Here is a 19317-nt window from a genome sequence, read left to right as displayed (position 1 = left end):
GCCGCGCCCGGCGCTCAGCCGGGCTCCTCTTCCCGGCGGCCGGGCGCGTCCTTCGCCCCGGCACCGCCGCCACCACCCCCCTCAGCCCCAGCCTCAGCCCCAGCCCCCGGCTCCGTCCCCGCCCCGGGCCCCGGCTCCGGCCCGGGCCCCGGCTCCGGCCCGGACTCCGTCGCGGCCCCGGGCGCCTTGGTCTCCTCCGGCCGGGTGCGCTCGCCCGGGCGGACCTGTATGTGGTCGGGGCGCAGTTCCAGCAGTACGCGGTCGCGGATGGCGAGCGGCGTGGTGAACTCGGGCGGCAGTTGGAGGCGGCCCGAGCGGTCGATGGTCGTGTACTCGCGCCCGACGGTGGCCGCGCCGCCCTCCTCGTCGGGGGCGACGGTGCGCAGCGTCTCGGTGCTGGTACGCCCGTCCCGGATGGAGACGGTGCGGTTGACCTGCGCGGACACGGCCGCGTCGTGGGTGACGACCAGGATGGTGGTGCCCAGTTCCCTGTTGGCGCGGCGCAGCGCGGCGAAGACCTCGGCGGCCGTGGCGGTGTCGAGTTCACCGGTGGGTTCGTCGGCGAGGACGACGGACGGGTCGTTGGCGAGCGCCACGGCGATGGCCACCCGCTGCTGTTGGCCGCCCGAGAGCTGTGCGGGGCGCTGCCCGGCGTGGTCGGCCATGCCGAGCAGGTCGAGGAGTTCGAGGGCCCGCCCGGCCCGCACCCTGCCCCGGCGCAAGCCGCCTGCGCCGGGGCGTCCGCCGCCTGTGCCGGGGCGTCCGCCGCCTGTTCCCGCGCGTCCGGCGCCTGCGCTCAGTTTCATGGGCAGCGCCACGTTCTGTGCGGCCGTCAGGTAGGGCAGCAGGTTGCGCGCGGTGCGTTGCCAGATGAAGCCGACGACCTTGCGGCGGTAGTGCAGCCGGGTGCGCGCGTCCATGGCCAGCAGGTCGTGTCCGGCGACGCTCGCGCTGCCCGCCGAGGGGGTGTCGAGTCCAGCGAGGATGTTCAGCAGCGTCGACTTGCCGCTGCCGGACGCTCCGACGAGGGCGGTGAGTTCGCCTTGGTGTACGAGGAGGTCGAGGCCCTGGAGGGCTTGGACTTCGACGCCGTCGCCGCTGAAGATGCGCACCAGGCGGTCGCAGGCGATCAGCGCGTCGGCGCCGTAGGCGCGCTCCTGCCGTCCGGCGGCGGCGCGCCGCTCCAGGTCGCCGAGTGTGGTGGTCCGCTCCTCGCCGCCTGCCGAGGCGGAGGCGGGGGTACCGGGCCGGGGGTGCCGGGGCTGGGGTGTCGGTGTCATGCGGGCTCCTGGTTCTCCGTGCGCAGGTCCGCCGCCCGGCCGCGGCGCCGGGCCTGTGCCAGCAGTCCGAGCGTGGCCAGGGCCAGCAGCGCCAGCGGCGGCGCGAGCAGGGGCAGGGCGTCGGCGGTCAGCCCCACGGGCAGGGTGTCGGGTGTGCCCGCAAGGGCGCCCAGGTCGATGCCGGGACCCAGCAGCGGCACCATGGCCAGCCCGGTGGCGGCCCCTGCCGCGGCGGTCAGTACGTACAGCGGCAGGCTCTCCAGCAGCAGTACGCCCCGGCCTTGGCGGCGGGCCAGTCCCAGGGTGCGCAGCCGGGCCAGGAGTGCCCGGCGGCCGGGCGCGGTCTGTGCCAGTGACAGCCCGACGGCGAGGGCGCTGTAGCCGGCGGCGGCCAGCACGGCGAGGGTGTAGAGGTGTTCGGCGCCGGACTGGAGCACGGTGCCGGCGTACTCGGCGCGTTCCTCGGCGCGCAGGGAGACCAGGGGGCCGGTGTCCGCGTCGGGGAAGGCAGCGGCAGCCAGCCGGCGCAGCGTGCGGGCGTGGGGGGCCTGGCCGCCCGCCAGCAGCGTGTTGGGGGCGAGGAGTGCGGTGCCGCGCGCGTCGGGGCGGGCGCGGGCGACGGCCTCGCGGGAGAGGACGACGAAGTCGCCCTGCTGGGCGGCGGGTGTGGCCTCGCGGATCACGGCGGGCCGCACGGGCAGTTGCAGTCCGGGCAGTACGAGGTCGGTGTACTCGGTGCCGTTGCCGAGTTTCCGGGCGAGGCCGGGGGACATCAGTGCGGGGAGGGGCTCGGTGGAGGCCTCGGAGGTTTCGGGTACCAGGGTGTCGGCGGAGAAGGAGGGCAGGCTGTCGTGTCCGGTGAGGCGGGCGTAGGCGGGCGCGTCGACCAGGGCGACGGTCACCGCGTCGGCGACGCCGGTCAGTTCGCCGTCGTCGTGCGCACGGTAGGCCGTAACCGTGTCCACCCCTGGCGCGTGGCGGACCTTTTTCGTCATCCCTTCGGGCAGGTTTTCCGCGCCGGGTGCCTCGATGCGGGCGTCCGCTCCGACGGCGCGCAGGGCGGCGGTGTCCCGGCCGTGTGCGATGCCCGTGAGGACGGTGCCGCCGAACGAGGCCACGGTGAGCGCGACGAGCAGGGCGAGCAGCGCGGGCCCCGACACGGCGGCTGAGGGCGCGCGGCCCGCGCGGGCCACTCCGAGGAACGCGACGGGGCCCGTGCTGCGCGCGGTGAGCCGTTCCAGCAGCCGCAGCGGCAGCGGATAGCAGCGCAGCAGGAGCAGCGCGGCCGCCAGTGCGACCAGCACGGGGGCGAGCGCCAGCAGCAGGTCCGTGTCGCCCGCTGTGCCGGCCGCGTCCCCGCCGCCGGTCGCGGCCGTCTCCTGCGCGCTGTCCGGGCCGCCGGTGCCGCGCTGCCGCAGTGCGACGACGGCGGCGACGGCGAGCACGAACGTGCTGACCTCCACCACCGTGCGGCGCCGCGAGGGGCGTCGCCGGGCCAGGTCGCCGCTCGGTGCGGCGGACCGGACGCGGCGGTGCGCCAGCGCCGCGCGCACCGGCAGGGCCAGCGCCGCCAGAGCGGTGACGGCCGCCGCCGCGGTCAGTGCGGCCGTGCTGCGGGTGCCGTCGGTGGCCGCGAGCGCGAGGCCGGTGCCCAGCGCTCCCGCCGGCACCGCCACGGTGGCGCTCTCAGCCAGCAGCCTGCCCGCCAGGCCGGCCAGTGAGGCGCCGCGGGCACGCAGCAGCGCCAGTTCGTCCGCGCGCCGTTCGGCGGTCAGTAGCGCGGCCAGGAGCAGCACCATCAGCGCTGTGGTGGCCAGCCCGAGTGCGGCGATCAGCAGGAGGGGGGTGACCGCGGAGTTCTCCCGCTGGAAGGCGGCGAGGGTTTCGGTCAGCCCCGTCTCGAAGGTCAGTTCGCCGACGCCGGCGCTTTCGCGCAGCCGTGCCGCGTCGGCGCCGGAGGCGAGCCGGGTGAGGTCCTGCGCGGCCTGCCGTGCCTGGTGCCCGGCGAGCGCGTCCGTGTCCAGCGGGTGGTGGAAGTACAGTTCGGCGCCGTCGCGCAGGGACAGCAGCGTGGGCGCGGCCTTCGGGTGGAGGAACGCGGTGAAGTGCCAGTAGCGCTTCGGTGTTCCGCCTCCGCCGGAGGGCGGGATCGACAGCAGGGAGGGGCGCGCCAGGCTCTGTTCGGCATTCCAGAAGGGGCTGTGGCCGACCTGCTCCGGGGAGCCGCGCGGTGCCACTACGCCGGTGATCCGGACCGTGACATCGCTTCCGCCCGTGCCCGTACGGTCCGGCAGGTGGAAGGTGTCGCCCGGGGCGAGGTGCATCCGGCGGGCGGTCGCCTCGGTGACCGCCGCCTGCACGGGGTGCCCCTTCCGTGCCCGCTCAGGGCCGGGCATCCGGCCCCTGGTGAGGGTCGTATGCCGCGCCAGACCCGCCTGCGCGGCCAACGTGGCTTTGGGGGCGACGTCCGGGGAGGGGCGGGGCAGCGCCGGATCGTCGGTGTCCGCGGGGCTGGTGTTGCGCACCCCGTACGCCCCCTGACCGGCCGCCAGGTGCAGCGGGGCGTGGACGGCGCGGCGGAGGGCCGTGTCAGCGCGGTCCACCGCCGCGGGCGCGACGCGTGCGCGCAGCTCGGCGGGGCTGCCGGCGTCGGGCGCCGCGGAGGCCGTGGCCCGGAGCGCGCGGTCTGCGGGGCGGGCCCGTTCGTAGGCGGCGCGCAGCGCGTCGTCCGCTGAGGCGTCGACGGCCCGCGGCAGCGCGGCCGCCAGGAAGGCCGTCGCCAGCACCAGCACGGCGAACGCCAGCGCCGCGCCGGGCGCCGTTCGCAGCCGCGCCCGCAGCCACCCGCCGCGGGGCGCGGCCTGTTTGTCGGGGCGCGCGAGGTCCGGCACCGGTCACTCTCCCCTCTCCGTGCGGGGAGCCGCCACGGGGCCCGTGCGGCGGAAGGCGGTGGCGGCGACGACTACCAGCGGCACCGCCAGCACCGCCGCCAGCAGGGCGGCCGTCCCGCCCGCCGGGAGCCGTACCAGCAGGTCGGGCACGGGCGCGCGGGCGTCTCCTGTGACGACGATCAGCGGCACCACCAGCCGCACCAGCAGCGCCCCCAGACCGAGTCCGAGCGCCGCCGAGAGCACGAGCACCAGCCCCTGTTCGGCCGCGAGGGCGTGCGCGAGCCGCCGCCTGGGCGCGCCCAGAGCACGCAGGACGGCGAATTCGCCCGCGCGTTCCCGCGCCGCCCCGGCGGCGCTGACGGCGAAGCCGGCCGCCGCCAGTACGGCGGCGGCAGCGGCCAGTGCGGTCAGCGCGCTGCGGGGCCCCGCGCCCAGTGGGTCGCCGCGCAGCTCGGCGGCGGCCTCGTCGCGTACCCGTACGGTGCCCACGGCCGGTTCGGCCCGCAGCTGGGCGGCGACCCGGTCGCCCGCGCCGTCGGCGACCGACAGCCACCACGTGCGCGGCTCCAGCAGGGTGGCGTCGCGCCCCGCCAGCGTCCGGTTCAGCGTCCCCAGGTCGAACAGCAGGGCTCCGGCGGCGGCTTCACCGTCGGCGGTCGGTACGGGCGAGACGGTGGGCAGGGCGCGGACGGCGCCGGTGATACGGACGTTCAGGTCGGTGCCCAGGGCGTCGACCCTGACCGTGTCACCCACCTCGGCGCCGCTCGCCCGCAGATAGGCGTCCGTGGCGACGGCGGCGAGTGGCCGGTGCGCGCCGGCCGACGAGGCGCCGGGAGACCACAGGACGGAGACGGTCACCGGGTCGGTTCCCTGCGAGGCCTGAGAGGGCGCGGAGCCCGTGGTGTGGCGGGCGGTCAGCACCGCACCGTCCGGACGGAGTTCGGCCGTGCGGGCGTCGGCGTCGGCGTACGGGCCGCGCCCCAGCCGGGCCTGCGCGTCGTCGGCGCTCACCCGTGGCGTCCAGTGCTCCTGCCGTGCGGGGTGCACCGTGCGGCTGCCGTGCGGTCCCGCGGCGCCGATCTCCTCGACGGTCAGCTTCCGTTGCCGGCTGTGCGCGGGTGCGCGGTAGGAGACGCCGATCCCGGTCAGCCGCACGGGCCCGGCCGGTGTGCCACCGTCCTGCGCGAGGGCGGCGCTCAGCGTGTGCGCCTCGCCGTCGTCCGGCAGGTCACCGAGCGGTATCCGGTAGGGCACGCCGGAACGGTCCTCGACGGTGAGCGAGAGGGTGTCCGTACCGGAGCTCTGTTCCCCGCCCGGGGCGGCGCGCTCGCTCTCCAGCCGTACGCGCAGCCGCAGCTCCCGTGTGTCCTTCGGCAGCCGCACACCGGTCTCCCTGCGGTCCTCGCCGGCCAGCGGCCGCAGCAGCCGGGACAGGGGCTCGTCGGCCAGGTCGTCCCGCAGCCGCAGGACCCCCTGGCCTGCCGCACGCGCGTCGGTGGCCAGCAGCTGCGCCGTACGGTCGCCCGCCGTGCTGAACGACGCCCGCGCCACCGGCGCCACCTGCTCGACCCCGTGGAGCCCTGTGAACAGCCCGCCTTGCGCGAGCGGGGGTGCGGTGGAGCCGCTGACGGAGAGGTCGGCCCCGGTGCGGAAGTCCGCCTGGTCGTCCTGCGAGCGGTCCCAGCTGGCGCCCTGGCCGACCGCGAACACCCCTGTCGCCACGGCCAGCACGAGCAGCAGCGCGGGCCCCGCGCCGCGCAGCGGGCGGCGGCTGAGCTGCCAGCCGGCCAGTGCCGCGGCCAGCCCCCGCCCCCGGGTGGCGAACCGCTCGCCCAGCCGCGCCGCGAGCGGCAGGACCCGCAGTACCAGCACGGTGCCCGCGAGCAGCGCCAGCGCGGGCGCCGCCACCAGCACCGGGTCGATGCCCAGCGCCCCGCTTGACCCGCCCCGCGCGCCGGAGCCCTCGCGTGCTGACAGGACGCCGGTGCCGCCCGAGCGCCGCTCCAGCTGCCAGTAGGCGACCGCTGCCAGCGCGACCAGCGCGAGGTCGGCGCCGCCGCGCAGCAGGGTCGCCGCCGTACGCCGCCTCCGTGCGGGCGTGCGGGGGCCGCCGCGGGTGGCTCCGCTCTCCGGGTCCTCCTCGCCCGCGCGGCCACGGGCCCGCAGCGTCGGCGCGGCGATCAGCAGCGCGCATCCGAGCGCTGTGGCGGCCGCCACCCACCAGCCTCCCGCGGGCACCCCGGCGCCCGGTTCGACCCCCGCGCGGGCGAGCACGCCGTGCGCTGCCTGCCACCGCACCGCGGGCCCGGCGAGCAGGGGTGCGGCGAGTGCGGCGGGCAGCGCCAGCAGCAGCGCCTCTGCTGCGGCCAGGGCGCACACCCGGGTCCTGGAGGCGCCGCGGGCCCGCAGGAGTGCCGTCTGGGAGGCCCGCTCGGTATGCAGCAGTTGCGCCACGAGCAGCAGCGTCAGCCCGGTCAGCAGCACGAGGGGGAGCGCGGCGATCAGCAGGGTGGAGCGCATGACGAGCAGCGACCGGGTGAGGGAGTCCAGCACCTCGGGGAGGTCCGTGGTGGCCACGGCGTGCCGGGTCGAGGGCGAGGTGCCGATCCGGTCGGCGGCCCTGGCCACGTCGGCGCCCAGCGCGTCGAGGCGGGAGGTGTCCAGGCCGGCGAAGTCGGCGTCCGCCTGCCACCGGGTCTCTGCGGGCCACAGCGCCCCGCCCGCGCCGTGGGCTTCTTCCGCCGCACCGTCCCCGTCGGCGAAGGCGCCGTCCGGGACGGCGAGCGGGCCGTAGGTGGTGAAGTCGCCCACCGCCATGCCCTGACCCGCCAGCGGGTCCAGCCACCTCCAGTAGGGGGAGCCGGGGGAGGCGGGCGCGTAGACGCCGGTGACCTCGACGCGGACGTCGGGCGGTCCTTCGAGCCTGCTCGTGACGCGGAAGGTGTCGCCCGGGCGCAACGACAGCCGTTCGGCCGCCCGCTGGGGCACCGCCGCGGCGACGGTGTGCTCGCCCGTGCGCAGGGTGTGCGGCCAGGAGCCGTCGACCATCCTCACGCGGGCGCGGTCGAAGGTGGCAAAGCGCGTCAGAGCGGGCTCGTCGTCCTCCGAGGCACCGGAGGAACCGGAGGAACCGGAGGAACCGGAAGAACCAGAAGCGCCTGAAGTGCCCGAGCCGGCTGAAGCGTCCGATGCGCCGGAAGTATTCGAGGTGCCCGAAGTGCGAGAGGTGTCGGCGGTCCGGTCGCGGGCGTCGGCGCCCGGGCGCAGCGAGGAGGGCAGCGCGTACGCGCCGGAGTGGGTGCTGGCGGCGGTCCGCACGGGCAGCCCGCCGAAGGCGTCACGCGCCGCCTCGCGGACGGCCGCGTCCGTGGCCTTCCGGTTTCCGGCGGTGACGTCCGAGCGGACGTCCAGCACGGTACGGGGGGCCGCCCTGTGCTCCAGCGCGCGCCGCGGCCCGGCGTCGCCGACCGCGGTGGCGAAGGCGGCGAGGGTGGTCAGTACGCAGGTGGCCAGCAGGACGCAGAGCAGCGCGGAGGCGAGGAGCAGCCGGTGTGCACGCATGCGTGCCACGACGAACCCGGTCAAGCCCTGCCGCCCCCTGTCCCCCTCCGCGTGTGGGGCCGCCGGGGCGCGTTGTCCCGCTACGTGCGCGGGATGGTGCGCTCTCGCTCTCGCTCCCGCGTGCGGGTCGGCACGCGCCGGGATCGCGGTCCGACGGTCCGCTCAGTCCGCGGAGTTGACCATAGACCCGGCGGCGTAAACGAGGTAGTCCCACAGCGGGGTTTCCAGATGCTCGGGCAGCTCCAGGCTGTCCACCGCGTCCCGCATGTGCCGCAGCCAGGCGTCGTGCGCGGCGCGGTCGACCTTGAACGGTGCGTGCCGCATGCGCAGCCTGGGGTGGCCCCGCGACTCGCTGTAGGTGCGCGGGCCGCCCCAGTACTGCATCAGGAAGAGCGCCAGCCGGTCCTCGGCGGGGCCCAGGTCCTCCTCGGGGTACATCGGCCGCAGCAGGGGGTCCTCGGCCACCCCCTGGTAGAAGCGGTGCACGAGCCGTCGAAAGGTCTCCTCGCCGCCGACCTGCTCGTAGTAGGTCTGCGTGGGAAGGCTGCCGCGCCGGATCTCCATCACCCGTCCATGGTGGCAGACGTCCCGACGGAGGACCCCGGACCTACGACCCCGCCCCTGCCCGGGCCTCCCCCGCCCTACTACGCCGCGCCCCCGCGGGCGGGCCCTACGCCGCGTCCCACCGGAAGAGCCGCGAGGCGAGCAGCGTCAGCACCGCGGCGAACAGCAGCAGCCCGCCCATCACGGGGAGCGCGTCGCCCCAGCCGCCGCCGCGGCTGAGGACGGCCTCCATCGCCGTGACGAGATGTTTGAGCGGCAGCACGTCGCTGATGGTGCGCACCCACTGCGGGGCGCCGTCCAGGGGGAAGAACGAGCCGGAGAGGAACGCCATGGGCAGAATGATGATCTGTGCCAGCCCGTTGGCGGCCTCCTCGGTCTTCGCGAAGGAGCCGACCAGCAGCCCGATCGACAAGAACGCCAGCGTCCCGCAGGCCACCAGCGGCAGGCTCAGCCACCACTGTCCGGTCAGTTGCAGGCCGTAGTAGGGCAGCGAGGCGATCAGCAGGAAGACGGCTGTCTGTGCGAAGGCCATGACCAGGTTGACGCCTACCCGGGCCCCGATGACGCTGCGCGCGGCGACGGGTGCCAGCCACAGGCGGCGCAGGATGCGCTTCCTCCGCCAGCTGACCAGGTTGAAGGCGGCGCCGAAGACGCCGCCCATGGCCACCGCCCAGCCGAGCAGCCCGGGGGTGAGGAACTGGATGGGCTTGACCGACTCGTCCTCCACGGCCGTGCTGCCCAGCGCGTAGGCGGGCGGCTGTCCCGTGGCGCGCTGGTTGGCCTGCTGGACGATGCTGTTGAGCAACCCCTGGACCGTGCCGGAGCGCACCTGGTCGGCGGCGGAGTAGCGGAGTTCGACCTTGCCGCCGTGCTGGAGGACGACCCCGTCGGCGTCACCCTCGCGGACCTTCTCCAGCGCCTGCCTGCGGGCCGCGGCCGACCCGTCGGTCTTCTCGATCGTCAGGACGTCGCGCAGTTGGGCGCGCGTCTCGTGCGGCATCGTGTCCAGCACCCGCACGTCGCCCACCTGCACGAGGGTGGACTGCTCGACGCCCTGGTCCTTGAACAGCGCCCCGAACAGCAGCAGGAACATCAGCGGGAAGATCAGGGTGAAGAACACGGCGGCCCGGTCCCGCAGCAGTCCGCGGGCCATCGCCAGTGACAGGCTGACAAACGCTCTCACTCCCGGTACTCCCGCCCCGTCAGCTGGAGGAAGAGGTCCTCCAGGGAGTCGACTCCGGCCTCTTCGGCCATCGCGCGCGGCGGTCCCACGCGCAGCACCCGGCCGTGGTCCATGACGGCCACCCGGTCGCACAGCGTCTCCGCCTCGTCCATGGAGTGGGTGGTGAGCACCACCGTGCGTCCTGCCGCGTTGCTGCTGCGCAGCAGGTCCCACAGGTTGCGCCGGGCCTGCGGGTCGAGGCCGGTGGTCGGCTCGTCCAGGAACACCAGTTCCGGGTCGTGGACGAGGGCGCAGGCGAGGGAGAGCCGCTGCGCCTGGCCGCCGGAGAGCTTGTCCTCGCGGGTGCCGGCCTTCTCCGTCAGCCCGACGGTCTCCAGCATCTCGTCGGCGCGGGTCTCGGGTATGCCGTAGAGGGCGGCGAAGGTGCGGAGCTGCTCGCGGGCGGTCAGCCGTTCGAAGAACGCGGAGGCCTGCAACTGGACGCCGATGCGGCGCAGCAGCGCCGGGTCGCGCGGCCAGGAGGCCGTCCCCAGCAGCCGGGCGTGGCCCTCGTCGGGCCGGCGCAGCCCCTCCAGCAGCTCCATGGTGGTGGTTTTCCCGGCGCCGTTGGGGCCGAGGATGCCGTAGAACTCGCCGTGCTCCACCTCCAGCGAGACGCCGTCGACGGCCTGTGTCTCCCCGTAGCGTTTGCGCAGGCCTTCGGCCGTGATCGCCGGGCCGGTGTGCCGGGGTGCCGTACCCGGGTCTGTGATCGTTCGCGGTGACATGGCGGGAGCGTAAGGGGGGAAGCACGCATTCCGGTCCCGTCCGGTCCCGTCCGGTCTCGTCCGGTCCCCGCATCCGGTCTCGCCTGGTCATCGCTTCGGACCCGCAGCGGACGCGCGGCTCGCGCCCGTCCCCGCGCGGGCTGCCCCGCGGGCGAGGGAACCGCGGTGGCACCGGGCGCGTGTGGACAGAACAGGAGGGAGCGCGAGCGGGACGCGGGCAGGACACGTCGGCGGGGCGGGTTCGGTGGCGCGTACGGGGCGTTTGGTCGCGATACGAACAAGATCCCGCCCCATCCGGTGTGGTCACCGGCCACTGCGGCCATACTGCTGCACCGAGGCACCACAGTCGGGCGCCCCGGCGCTCGCAGCCCAGGGCAGGGGAGCCGGGGGCTGCACGGAGGGGAGCGGGGGCGAGCGCAACCGGCAGGGTGTCCGTCAGCGACCGAGGGGGAGGGCTCAGCCGTGACACAGCCGCCGACCGCGCCACCGACACCGCCGCCCGTGCCAGCGGTACCGGAAGCCGGGCACGCCGCGGGCGGTGCCCCGGGTCCGGCACCGGGCGCGCGGCCGCCGGGCGCCCCGGGCTCGGCCGCGAGCGGCGCGGGACGCCGTAGCGGCTGGTCCGAGGGGAGGGCGCGGCTGCGGGCCGCGGTGACGACCGAGCCGGGACGGCTGCGCGCGATCGGCGCCGCTTTGGCCCTGCTGGTCGTGGTGTTCGGAGCGGTCTCGTCCTGGCAGGTCGCCGACCGGAAGGCCGCCGCCGACGCGGTGGCCGAACACAGTCAGCCGCTGAGCGCGGACGCGGCACGTGTCTACCGCTCGCTGGCGGACGCCGACACCTCCGCCTCCAGCGGGTTCCTGGCGGGCGGGGACGAGCCGGACGAGGTGCGCGAGCGGTACGAGGACGACATCCGCGAGGCGTCCGGGCTGCTGGCCGACGCGGCGGCCGACTCCTCGGGTTCGGGCACGGCGGAGCGGCAGATCACCGTGCTCAACCGCGGTCTGCCCGTCTACACGGGGCTGGTTGAGGCGGCGCGGGCCAACAACAGGCAGGGCCTGCCGCTGGGCGGCGCCTACCTGCGGTACGCCAACGAGAAGATGCGCGGCGAACTCCTGCCCGCCGCGCGCAAGCTGTACACGGCCGAGAGCGGGCGTCTCGAGGGCGACTACGAGGACGCCACGTCGTGGCCCCTGCTCGCCGTCGGTGCCGGTGTCGTCGCGCTGGGAGCGCTGGGCTGGGCGCAGCGCCGCACCTACCTGCGCACCAACCGGGTCTTCAACCAGGGACTGTTGGGCGCGAGCGCCGTCGTGCTGGTGGCGCTGGTGTGGCTGACGGGCGGCCACGCGCTGGCCCGCTCGGGGCTGCACGAGTCGGACACCAGGGGCGCCGCCTCCCTCCAGGCGCTCAACGAGGCGCGGATCGCCACCCTCCAGGCGCGCGGCGACGAGAACATGACGCTGGTCGCCCGGGGCGGCGGCGCCGCGTACGAGGACAGCTACCGCAAGCGGATGCGGGCCATCGCGGGCGGCGGGAAGGCCGGTGACCAGACGCACGGCGCGCCGGGGATGAGTCTCCTGGAGGAAGCCCGTCACCTCGCGGACGACCGTACGGGGCGGCAGGCCGTGCGGGACGCCGAGAAGGCCGTCGAGGCGTGGCAGCGGCGGCATCTGGCGGCCCGGGTCAAGGACAACGACGGCGACTACGAGGACGCCGTCGACCAGGTGATCGGCACCGTGGACAGCACGGGGCAGAGCTTCGACCAGGTCGACAAGAGCCTCGGCCGGGCGACCGCGCACGAGCAGGAGCAGTTCGAGCAGGCAGCGGACAGCGCGCGCGGCAGGTTCCGCGGGCTGACGGCCGGCGCCCTGGTGCTGGCCGTTCTCGGTGCGGCGGCGGCCGTACTGGGTATCGGGCGCAGGCTGGCGGAGTACCGGTGAGGCCGGTGAGGGGGGACGCGATGACGGGCACGGGCACAGGCACCGCGCACACACAGCCGGCGGGCACGCGCGGCGGGGGCATGCGCCCCCGTGGAATCGGCGCGCGGTGGGCCGCCGCCGCGGGCGGCCTGTCGGCCGCCGCGGCCCTCGTCGCGGCCGCGCTGCTCACTCCCGCGCCCGCCCCGCCTTCCCCGCCCTCTCCGCCCTCTCCGCCCGACGGCGCTGCGCACGGCGCGGGGGCGGCCGCGGGGCGTCCCGCCTCGGCCACCGACCCGGATGAGGAACCCGAGCCGGAGAAGTGCGAGGACGGCAGCAACCCCGCCGAGAGCCTCGAGGCTTCGGGGAAGGCGGGGGACGCGGTCAAGCGGATCAAGAAGGCGGGCAAGCTGGTCGTCGGCGTCGACCAGAACAGCTACCTGTGGGGCTACCGGGATCCGACGACGGGCAAGATCGAGGGCTTCGACATCGACCTGGTCAAGGCCATCGCCCGCGACCTGCTCGGCGGCGACGGGGACGACAGGATCACCTACAAGACCATCCCCACCGACCAGCGCATCCCCGCCATCGAGAAGGGCGAGGTGGACATGGTCGTGCGGACCATGACCATCGCCTGCGACCGCAAGGACAAGGTCGCCTTCTCCACGGCCTACTTCGAGGCGGGGCAGCAGCTGCTGGTTCCGCAGCAGGGAGCCCGCGTCAAGGGCTTCGACGCGAGTATGCGCGGCAAACGCGTGTGCTACGCCTCGGGTTCGACGGCGGAGACGATGATGGAGTCGGACGCGTACGCGAAACTGGGTGCCGAGCCCGTCGTCGTCCCCAACCAGCTCGACTGCCTGGTGCGCCTCCAGCTCGGCGAGGCCGACGCCACCGTCACCGACAGCGCCCTGGCCGCCGGACAGGCGGCGCAGGACCCGTCCGTGGAACTCATCGGCGAGCCGCAGACGATCGAGCCGTACGGCGTCGCGATGAACCTGGAGGACGAGGATCTGGTCCGCAGGGTCAACAAGGTGCTGGAGGACTACCGCGAGGACGGGTGGAAGTCCTCCTACGAGCGTTGGCTCGCCGACGACATCGTGGGTACGGAAGGGAAGAAGCCCGCACCGCCGAAACCGCTCTACCGTGACTGAACCGGTGCCGGGACGCGGATCGCCGCCAGCGCCGGTCCGTGAGTGCACGTACGCGTCGAACAGCGAGGTGATCGATGGGGACCGCCGGGCCCGCCAAAGAGGTGATGAGCCGGGAGGAGGCCGACCGCGCTCTGGAGCGTCTTGACGCCGAGCACGAGGCCGTCGAGTCCTCCCTGCTGGCACTCCAGGACCACGCCGGGCGCAGGCTGCTGGAGGGCGCGCGGCTCACCGGGACGACCGCGCACCGCTGGGCGCGCGCCGAGACCGCCATCACCTCGCTGTGGAACGGGTTCGAGGCCTACTCGCGCACGCTGGAGCGGGCGCGCGAGCTGCGGGCCCGCCGCCGCTGGCCCAGCCGCGACGACCTGGCCGAACTGACCCGCCTGCTGCGCGGCACGCTCACCGTCTCCGGGGGCGCGCTGGCGCTCTCGCCGGGCGCGAGCCCGACCCAGAGCCCGAAACTCGCCGAGGAGCTGACGCTGAGCCGGCTCGTCGAGCGGATGAACGAGTGGTACGCGCAGGCACTCGACGTGGTGGCCGCCGCCGACTCGGTGTGGTCCGCGCTGCCCGCCAGGATCGATCTGCTCGCCGCCGAACTGGGGCGCGTGCGCTCCCTGGCGCACTCGGTCGGCGTGCGCCCCGGCGAACACCCGGCCGCCGACGACCTGGAGCAAACCACCGCCGAACTCGCCGCGCTGCGCGAGGAGGTCGTCGCCGACCCGCTCGCCTTCTGGACACCCACCTCGGGCAGTGGCGCCCCCGGCGGCGGCCGCCCCGACACCACGCGCTACGACAACGCGGCCCGCACCCTGGAGGACGTACGGCGCGAGATCGACGCCGTGCTCGCCGTGCGGCAGGACGCCGAGACGCGGCTGATGAAACTCCGCGACGTGCTCAGCCGCGCGGACCGGACCCTCGCCGAGGCACGCGCCGCCCGCGGCGAGGTGCTCGCCAAGATCGCCGCCTGGGACGTGCCCGCCGTCAGCGGCCCGCCCACCGCACTCCAGGAACAGCTCGCCACCGCCGCCGAGCACCGCAGGCACGCGCGCTGGCACCGGCTCTCCCCGCTGCTGGAGAGCCTGGAGGAGCGCGCCGAGGAGGAGCTGGAGCGGGCCCGCGCCGAACTGTCCGCCGTCACCGCGCCGCTGGCCGTCCGCGCGGAACTGCGCGGGCGCCTGGACGCGTACAAGGCGAAGGTGGCACAGAACGGCCTGGCGGAGGACCGCATCCTCATCGAGCGCTACGACGCGGCACGCCGCATGCTGTGGAGCGCGCCCTGCGACCTGCGGGCCGCCGAGGAGGCCGTACTGCGCTACCAGCGGGCCGCACAGGAGGCGCTGGCCCAGCGGCAGCGAGAGGCCCGGCACACCGCGGGCGGAGCGATGAACATGGGGGCAGAGTGAGCGAGCAGGCGAGCGCGCCGCGGCGGCCGTGCCAACGGCCGCAGTGCGAGGGCGCCTACGAGGACATGGGCGGCGGGGAGCTGTACTGCGACACCTGCGGGCTCGCGCCCGTGGTGGCGCCCGGCGGGGTGCTGGGCTCGGCGCCGACGGGGATGACCAGCCCGGGGCGGGGCAGCCGCTCCACGGGGTCGGCCCGCACCGGCTCCGCGCGCGCCTCCGCGCGCTCCCGCTCCTCCCGCCGCTCGGTCTCCGGGCGGCTCACCGGTTCCCTCTCGGGCCGCTCGACCAGCCGTTCGGTGTCGGTGCGCAGCGGCCGCTCCTCCACCGCCTCCTCGTCCCGCGGCAGGCTGGGCGCCGGACTCGTCCAGGTCCCCGACGTGCCGCGGCCTGATCCGGCCACCGTGGTGCTGGCCGACCCCGAGGTCCCCGAGCGGAAGCGGTTTTGCAGCAACGGCGAGTGCGGGGCTCCCGTCGGCCGCTCCAGCGGCGCGCGCTCGGGACGCACCGAGGGGTTTTGCACCCAGTGCGGCCATCCCTACTCGTTCGTGCCCAAGCTGGGCCCGGGCGACATCGTGCACGGCCAGTACGAGGTCGCCGGATGTCTCGCGCACGGCGGGCTCGGCTGGGTCTACCTCGCCGTGGACCGCGCCGTCTCCGACCGCTGGGTCGTCCTCAAGGGCCTGCTCGACACCGGCGACGAGGACGCCATGGCCGCCGCGATCGCCGAGCGGCGCTTCCTGGCGGAGATCGAACACTCGGGCATCGTGCGCATCTACAACTTCGTCGAGCACCTCGACCAGCGCACCGGCAGCCTCGACGGCTACATCGTCATGGAGTACGTCGGCGGCAGCTCGCTCAAACAGATCGCCAACCAGCGCCGCACCCCGGAAGGGAAGCGCGACCCGCTGCCCGTCGAAGTGGCCTGCGCCTACGGCATCGAGGCGCTGGAGGCCCTCGGCCACCTGCACAGCCGCCACCTGCTCTACTGCGACTTCAAGGTCGACAACGCCATCCAGCAGGGCGACCAGCTCAAACTCATCGACATGGGCGCCGTGCGCCGCATGGACGACGACGACAGCGCCATCTACGGCACCGTCGGCTACCAGGCGCCCGAAGTCGCCGAAGAGGGCCCCTCGATCGCCTCCGACCTGTACACGGTGGCGCGCACCCTGGCCGTCCTCACCTTCGACTTCCAGGGCTACACCAACGTCTACGTCGACAGCCTGCCCGAGCCCGGCAACATCGACGTCTTCCACAGATACGAGTCCTTCTACCGCTTCCTGGTACGGGCCACGGACCCCGACCCGCAGCGCCGGTTCGCCTCGGCCGAGGAGATGTCGGAACAGCTGCTCGGCGTGCTCCGCGAGGTCGTCGCCGTCCAGTCGGGGCGGCCGCGGCCCGCCCTCTCCACCCTCTTCGGCCCGGAACTCCGCGTCGTGGACACCGACCTGGTCACCGCCCAGCAGGGCGACGTCTCGCTGCTGGGGGCCCGCACGGGCGCGCGCGGCAGCGGCCGGCGCGGCCGGGGGCCCGTGGCAGGCGGCGGGCCCGCGCAGGTGACGCTGCCCGCTCAGGCGGCCGCCCCCGCGACCGAGAACGCCGCGGCCCTCGCGGCGACTCCGGTCTCCGCCGGGGCCGCCCGCGCGGCTTCGGCCGTCCCGGCCGCCGTCCCGGGCACCGCGGCCACCGATTCAGGCACCGCCCAGACCGGCGCCGCCGCGCGCAGCGCGCCCGCGCCGCTCTCCTCCTTCCCCACGCCGGCGGCGGCCGCAGCGGCGGGCGCGGCCGGAATCGCGCTGCGCCCCCTGGAGGCGGGTGCGACGGCGCTCGCGCTGCCCGTACCGCGCGTCGACCCGTCCGATCCGAACGCGGGCTTCCTCGCGGGGCTGATGGCCTCGGCCCCCGCTGACCTGCTCACCGCGCTGCAAGCCGCCGCCACCGACTCGCCCGAACTGCGGCTGCGCACCCTGCGCGCCCACCTCGAACTCGGGCCGGGGCCGCAGGGGTCGGACGCCGCACTCGACGCGCTCGGCGCGCTCGAGGCCCGGCACGCCGACGACTGGCGGGTCGTGTGGTACCGCGGCGTGGCCTCCCTGGTGACCGGCGACCGGGAGACGGCGGCCCTCGCCTTCGACGCCGTCTACGACGCCTTCCCCGGCGAGCCGGCACCCAAGCTGGCGCTCGGCGTGTGCGCGGAGGTCCTCGGCCAGTGGGACAACGCCGCCGCGTACTACCACCTGGTGTGGACCACCGACCCGGCGTACGTGAGCGCCGCCTTCGGACTGGCGCGGGTCCGGCTGGCCACCGGCGACCGTGCCGGCGCCGTACGCGTGCTGGAGTCGGTCCCGGCCTCCTCCATCCACTTCACCGCGGCCCGCGTCGCGGCCGTCAGGGCGCGCCTGCGGCAGCGCTCGCCGCACGAGCCGCTGCTCGACGACCTGGCGGCGGCCGCACGGCAGGTCGCCGCTCTCGAGGACGTCGGACTGGACGCCGTCCGCCGTCACGAGCTGACCTGCGAGGTACTCGGCTGCGCGCTCGACTGGCTGTTGTGCCAGGCTGGTGCCGCCCGGGGGACGGTCTCCGGGCCCGCGCCTGCGGGTGCGCCGGGCTCACCTCCCGGCGCCGGGGTACGGCTGTTGGACAGTCCGCTCACCGAGGAGGGGCTGCGCTTCGGCCTGGAGCGCTCCTACCGGCTGCTCGCCCGGCACGCGCAGACCGGAACCGAGAGGATCGAACTGGTGGAACGGGCCAACCGCTTCCGCCCCCGGACGTGGGTGTGACCATGCCTCAGCTCGACCAACTGTCCGCCTGCCCGAGCTGCGCGGAGCCGCTCGAGGAGGGTGACCGTTTCTGCGGTGCCTGCGGCGCCGACCTGGAAGCCGCCGCCCGCGCCCTCGCCGCCGGCGCGCAGGACGCCACGCAGGGGCGCACCCCCACGCTCCCCGACGGCCTGCCGACGGTGCCCCCGCCGGGCCAGGGCGGCCACGCTCCCGCCCCGCCGCCCGCCCCGGGTCATGCGTCCGCGCCGCCGCCCGCTCAGGGCCAGGCGGCCGTCCCGCCGCCGTCTCCGCCGCCCGTCCCGGAGCACGCGTCCGCGCCTGCGCCGCCTGTTCGGCCTCACGCGTCCGTCCCGCCGCCTCCGCCCGCGCCGCCCGCCCAGCCGGGTGCCGCCGCCGGTGCGGTCCCGCAACAGCCGGCGGCCGGCGGCGGGGAGGCCCTTCCGCCCGCAGGCCCGCCGCCACCCGTGCCCCCTTCGGCGTCCCCGTCCGCCGAGCAGGACTTCACCCTGCCGCCCGCGGCCGGTGAGCCGGTGGCGCCGCCCCCACCACCGACCGACGCCGGTCCGGTCCCGCCCGCCGCTGAGGCGGGCGTTCCGCCGGCCGGTGCGGCGTCTGTCCCACCGGCCGGTGACGGGACCATCCCACCGACTGGTGACGGGTCCGTGCCACCGGTCGACGGGGCGGGTGCCGCACAGGCTGTCGGTGCGGGGGCCCCACCGGGCCAGGACGCGGACGCTCAGACGCCGCACGGGCAGGGCCCCGCACCGAGCGGGCCCGACCCGCGCGCCGTCTCCGACGACCCCGCGCGGCACACGGGCGAAGTCGCCGGACCGACCGGCGTATCCGACGGTGTCACGGGCGGCCCCGAACCGCTCGGCCCCACCTGCGTCGCCTGCGGCACCGGCACCATCGACGACGACGGCTACTGCGAACACTGCGGCCACAAGCAGCCCCGCGACCGCGACCACATGGAGTCGGCCCTGGCCACCGTGGCCGCCGCCAGCGACCGCGGCCTGCGCCACCACCGCAACGAGGACTTCTACGCCCTCGCCGAGACGACCACGGGCGAAGGCGCGCCCGTGACGATCGCCGTCGTCTGCGACGGCGTCTCCTCCGCCACCCGCCCCGACGAGGCGTCAGCCGCCGCGGCGGAGGCGGCCAGTGCGGTACTGCGCACGGCCCTGCCGCAGGGCCGCCACGCGCAGCAGGCCATGCACGACGCGCTCGTCGTCGCCGCCGAGGCGGTCAACGAACTGGCCGCCGACACCCCCGTCGACCCGGCCAAGAACGCGCCCGCCTGCACCGTCGTCGGCGCGCTCAACTGCGCGGGGATTCTGACCGTCGGCTGGATCGGTGACAGCCGCGCCTACTGGGTGCCCGACGACCGCGGCGCCGGCGCCGCGCGACTGACCGAGGACGACTCCTGGGCCGCGCAGATGGTCGCCGCCGGACTGATGAGCGAGGCCGAGGCCTACGCGGACCCGCGCGCGCACGCCATCACGGGGTGGCTGGGCGCCGACGCCTACGAACTCGACCCGCACACCGCCTCCTTCCAGCCCGAGGGCACAGGCGTCGTGGTGGTGTGCACGGACGGGCTGTGGAACTACGCCGAGTCCGCCGACGAGATGGCCGCCGCACTGCCTCCCGACGCCGGCACCCACCCGCTCCACACCGCCCGGCACCTGGTCGGCTACGCGCTGGACGGCGGGGGCCACGACAACGTGACGGTCGCGGTACTGCCCGTACCCGCGCCGCCGTCCGCACCGCCGGAAGGGACGAGGCCGGCCTGAGCCGCGCACACCGCGGGCCCCCGCGACGACCGG

General features: G+C 75.7%; 11 protein-coding genes. 5 read left to right on the top strand and 6 right to left on the bottom strand.

Annotated elements, in window-relative coordinates:
• Nucleotides 1-14 precede the first annotated feature (14 nt).
• The 6 genes from MMF93_RS11435 to MMF93_RS11410 form a co-directional block, all read right to left on the bottom strand.
• Nucleotides 15-1280, bottom strand: coding sequence for an ATP-binding cassette domain-containing protein (locus tag MMF93_RS11435; RefSeq protein WP_242751219.1), 1266 nt, complete (start codon nucleotides 1278-1280; stop codon nucleotides 15-17).
• Entirely contained in the window at nucleotides 1277-4171 is a 2895-nt protein-coding gene (locus MMF93_RS11430) for an ABC transporter permease (protein WP_242751218.1), read from the bottom strand. Before MMF93_RS11430 ends, MMF93_RS11435 begins: the two co-directional genes overlap by 4 nt.
• A gap of 3 nt (nucleotides 4172-4174) precedes the next feature.
• Nucleotides 4175-7732, bottom strand: coding sequence for an FtsX-like permease family protein (locus MMF93_RS11425; protein ID WP_242751216.1), 3558 nt, complete (start codon nucleotides 7730-7732; stop codon nucleotides 4175-4177).
• Nucleotides 7733-7894: 162 nt separating this feature from the next.
• On the bottom strand, nucleotides 7895-8296 hold the full coding sequence (locus MMF93_RS11420; RefSeq protein ID WP_242751214.1) for a globin: 402 nt from the start codon (nucleotides 8294-8296) through the stop codon (nucleotides 7895-7897).
• Nucleotides 8297-8402: 106 nt separating this feature from the next.
• Nucleotides 8403-9479, bottom strand: a complete 1077-nt coding sequence (locus tag MMF93_RS11415; RefSeq protein WP_242751213.1) for an ABC transporter permease — start codon at nucleotides 9477-9479, stop codon at nucleotides 8403-8405.
• Nucleotides 9476-10246 (bottom strand): ABC transporter ATP-binding protein, encoded by a 771-nt coding sequence (locus MMF93_RS11410; RefSeq protein ID WP_242751212.1) that lies wholly within the window; start codon nucleotides 10244-10246, stop codon nucleotides 9476-9478. The genes MMF93_RS11415 and MMF93_RS11410 overlap by 4 nt, the downstream gene beginning before the upstream one ends.
• Before the next feature lie 501 nt (nucleotides 10247-10747).
• Between MMF93_RS11410 and MMF93_RS11405 the strand changes: the two genes are divergently transcribed.
• The 5 genes from MMF93_RS11405 to MMF93_RS33675 all read left to right on the top strand — a co-directional run bounded on the left by MMF93_RS11405 (nucleotide 10748) and on the right by MMF93_RS33675 (nucleotide 19284).
• Nucleotides 10748-12184: a hypothetical protein gene (locus tag MMF93_RS11405; RefSeq protein WP_242751211.1), complete on the top strand. Its 1437-nt coding sequence runs from the start codon at nucleotides 10748-10750 to the stop codon at nucleotides 12182-12184.
• Nucleotides 12185-12264: 80 nt separating this feature from the next.
• Nucleotides 12265-13311, top strand: coding sequence for a glutamate ABC transporter substrate-binding protein (locus MMF93_RS11400; protein ID WP_242751210.1), 1047 nt, complete (start codon nucleotides 12265-12267; stop codon nucleotides 13309-13311).
• Between the two features lie 74 nt (nucleotides 13312-13385).
• Complete coding sequence (locus MMF93_RS11395) at nucleotides 13386-14714, top strand: hypothetical protein (protein WP_242751209.1); 1329 nt, start codon at nucleotides 13386-13388, stop codon at nucleotides 14712-14714.
• Entirely contained in the window at nucleotides 14711-17494 is a 2784-nt protein-coding gene (locus tag MMF93_RS11390) for a serine/threonine-protein kinase (RefSeq protein ID WP_242751208.1), read from the top strand. Before MMF93_RS11395 ends, MMF93_RS11390 begins: the two co-directional genes overlap by 4 nt.
• A gap of 662 nt (nucleotides 17495-18156) precedes the next feature.
• A complete protein-coding gene (locus MMF93_RS33675; RefSeq protein ID WP_423835399.1) occupies nucleotides 18157-19284 on the top strand; it encodes a PP2C family protein-serine/threonine phosphatase in 1128 nt (375 codons plus the stop codon).
• The last annotated feature ends 33 nt before the right edge of the window (nucleotides 19285-19317 follow it).

The organism is Streptomyces tubbatahanensis, assembly GCF_022699385.1.
Classification (GTDB): domain Bacteria; phylum Actinomycetota; class Actinomycetes; order Streptomycetales; family Streptomycetaceae; genus Streptomyces; species Streptomyces diacarni.
This window is presented reverse-complemented; position numbering and strand designations above follow the sequence as displayed.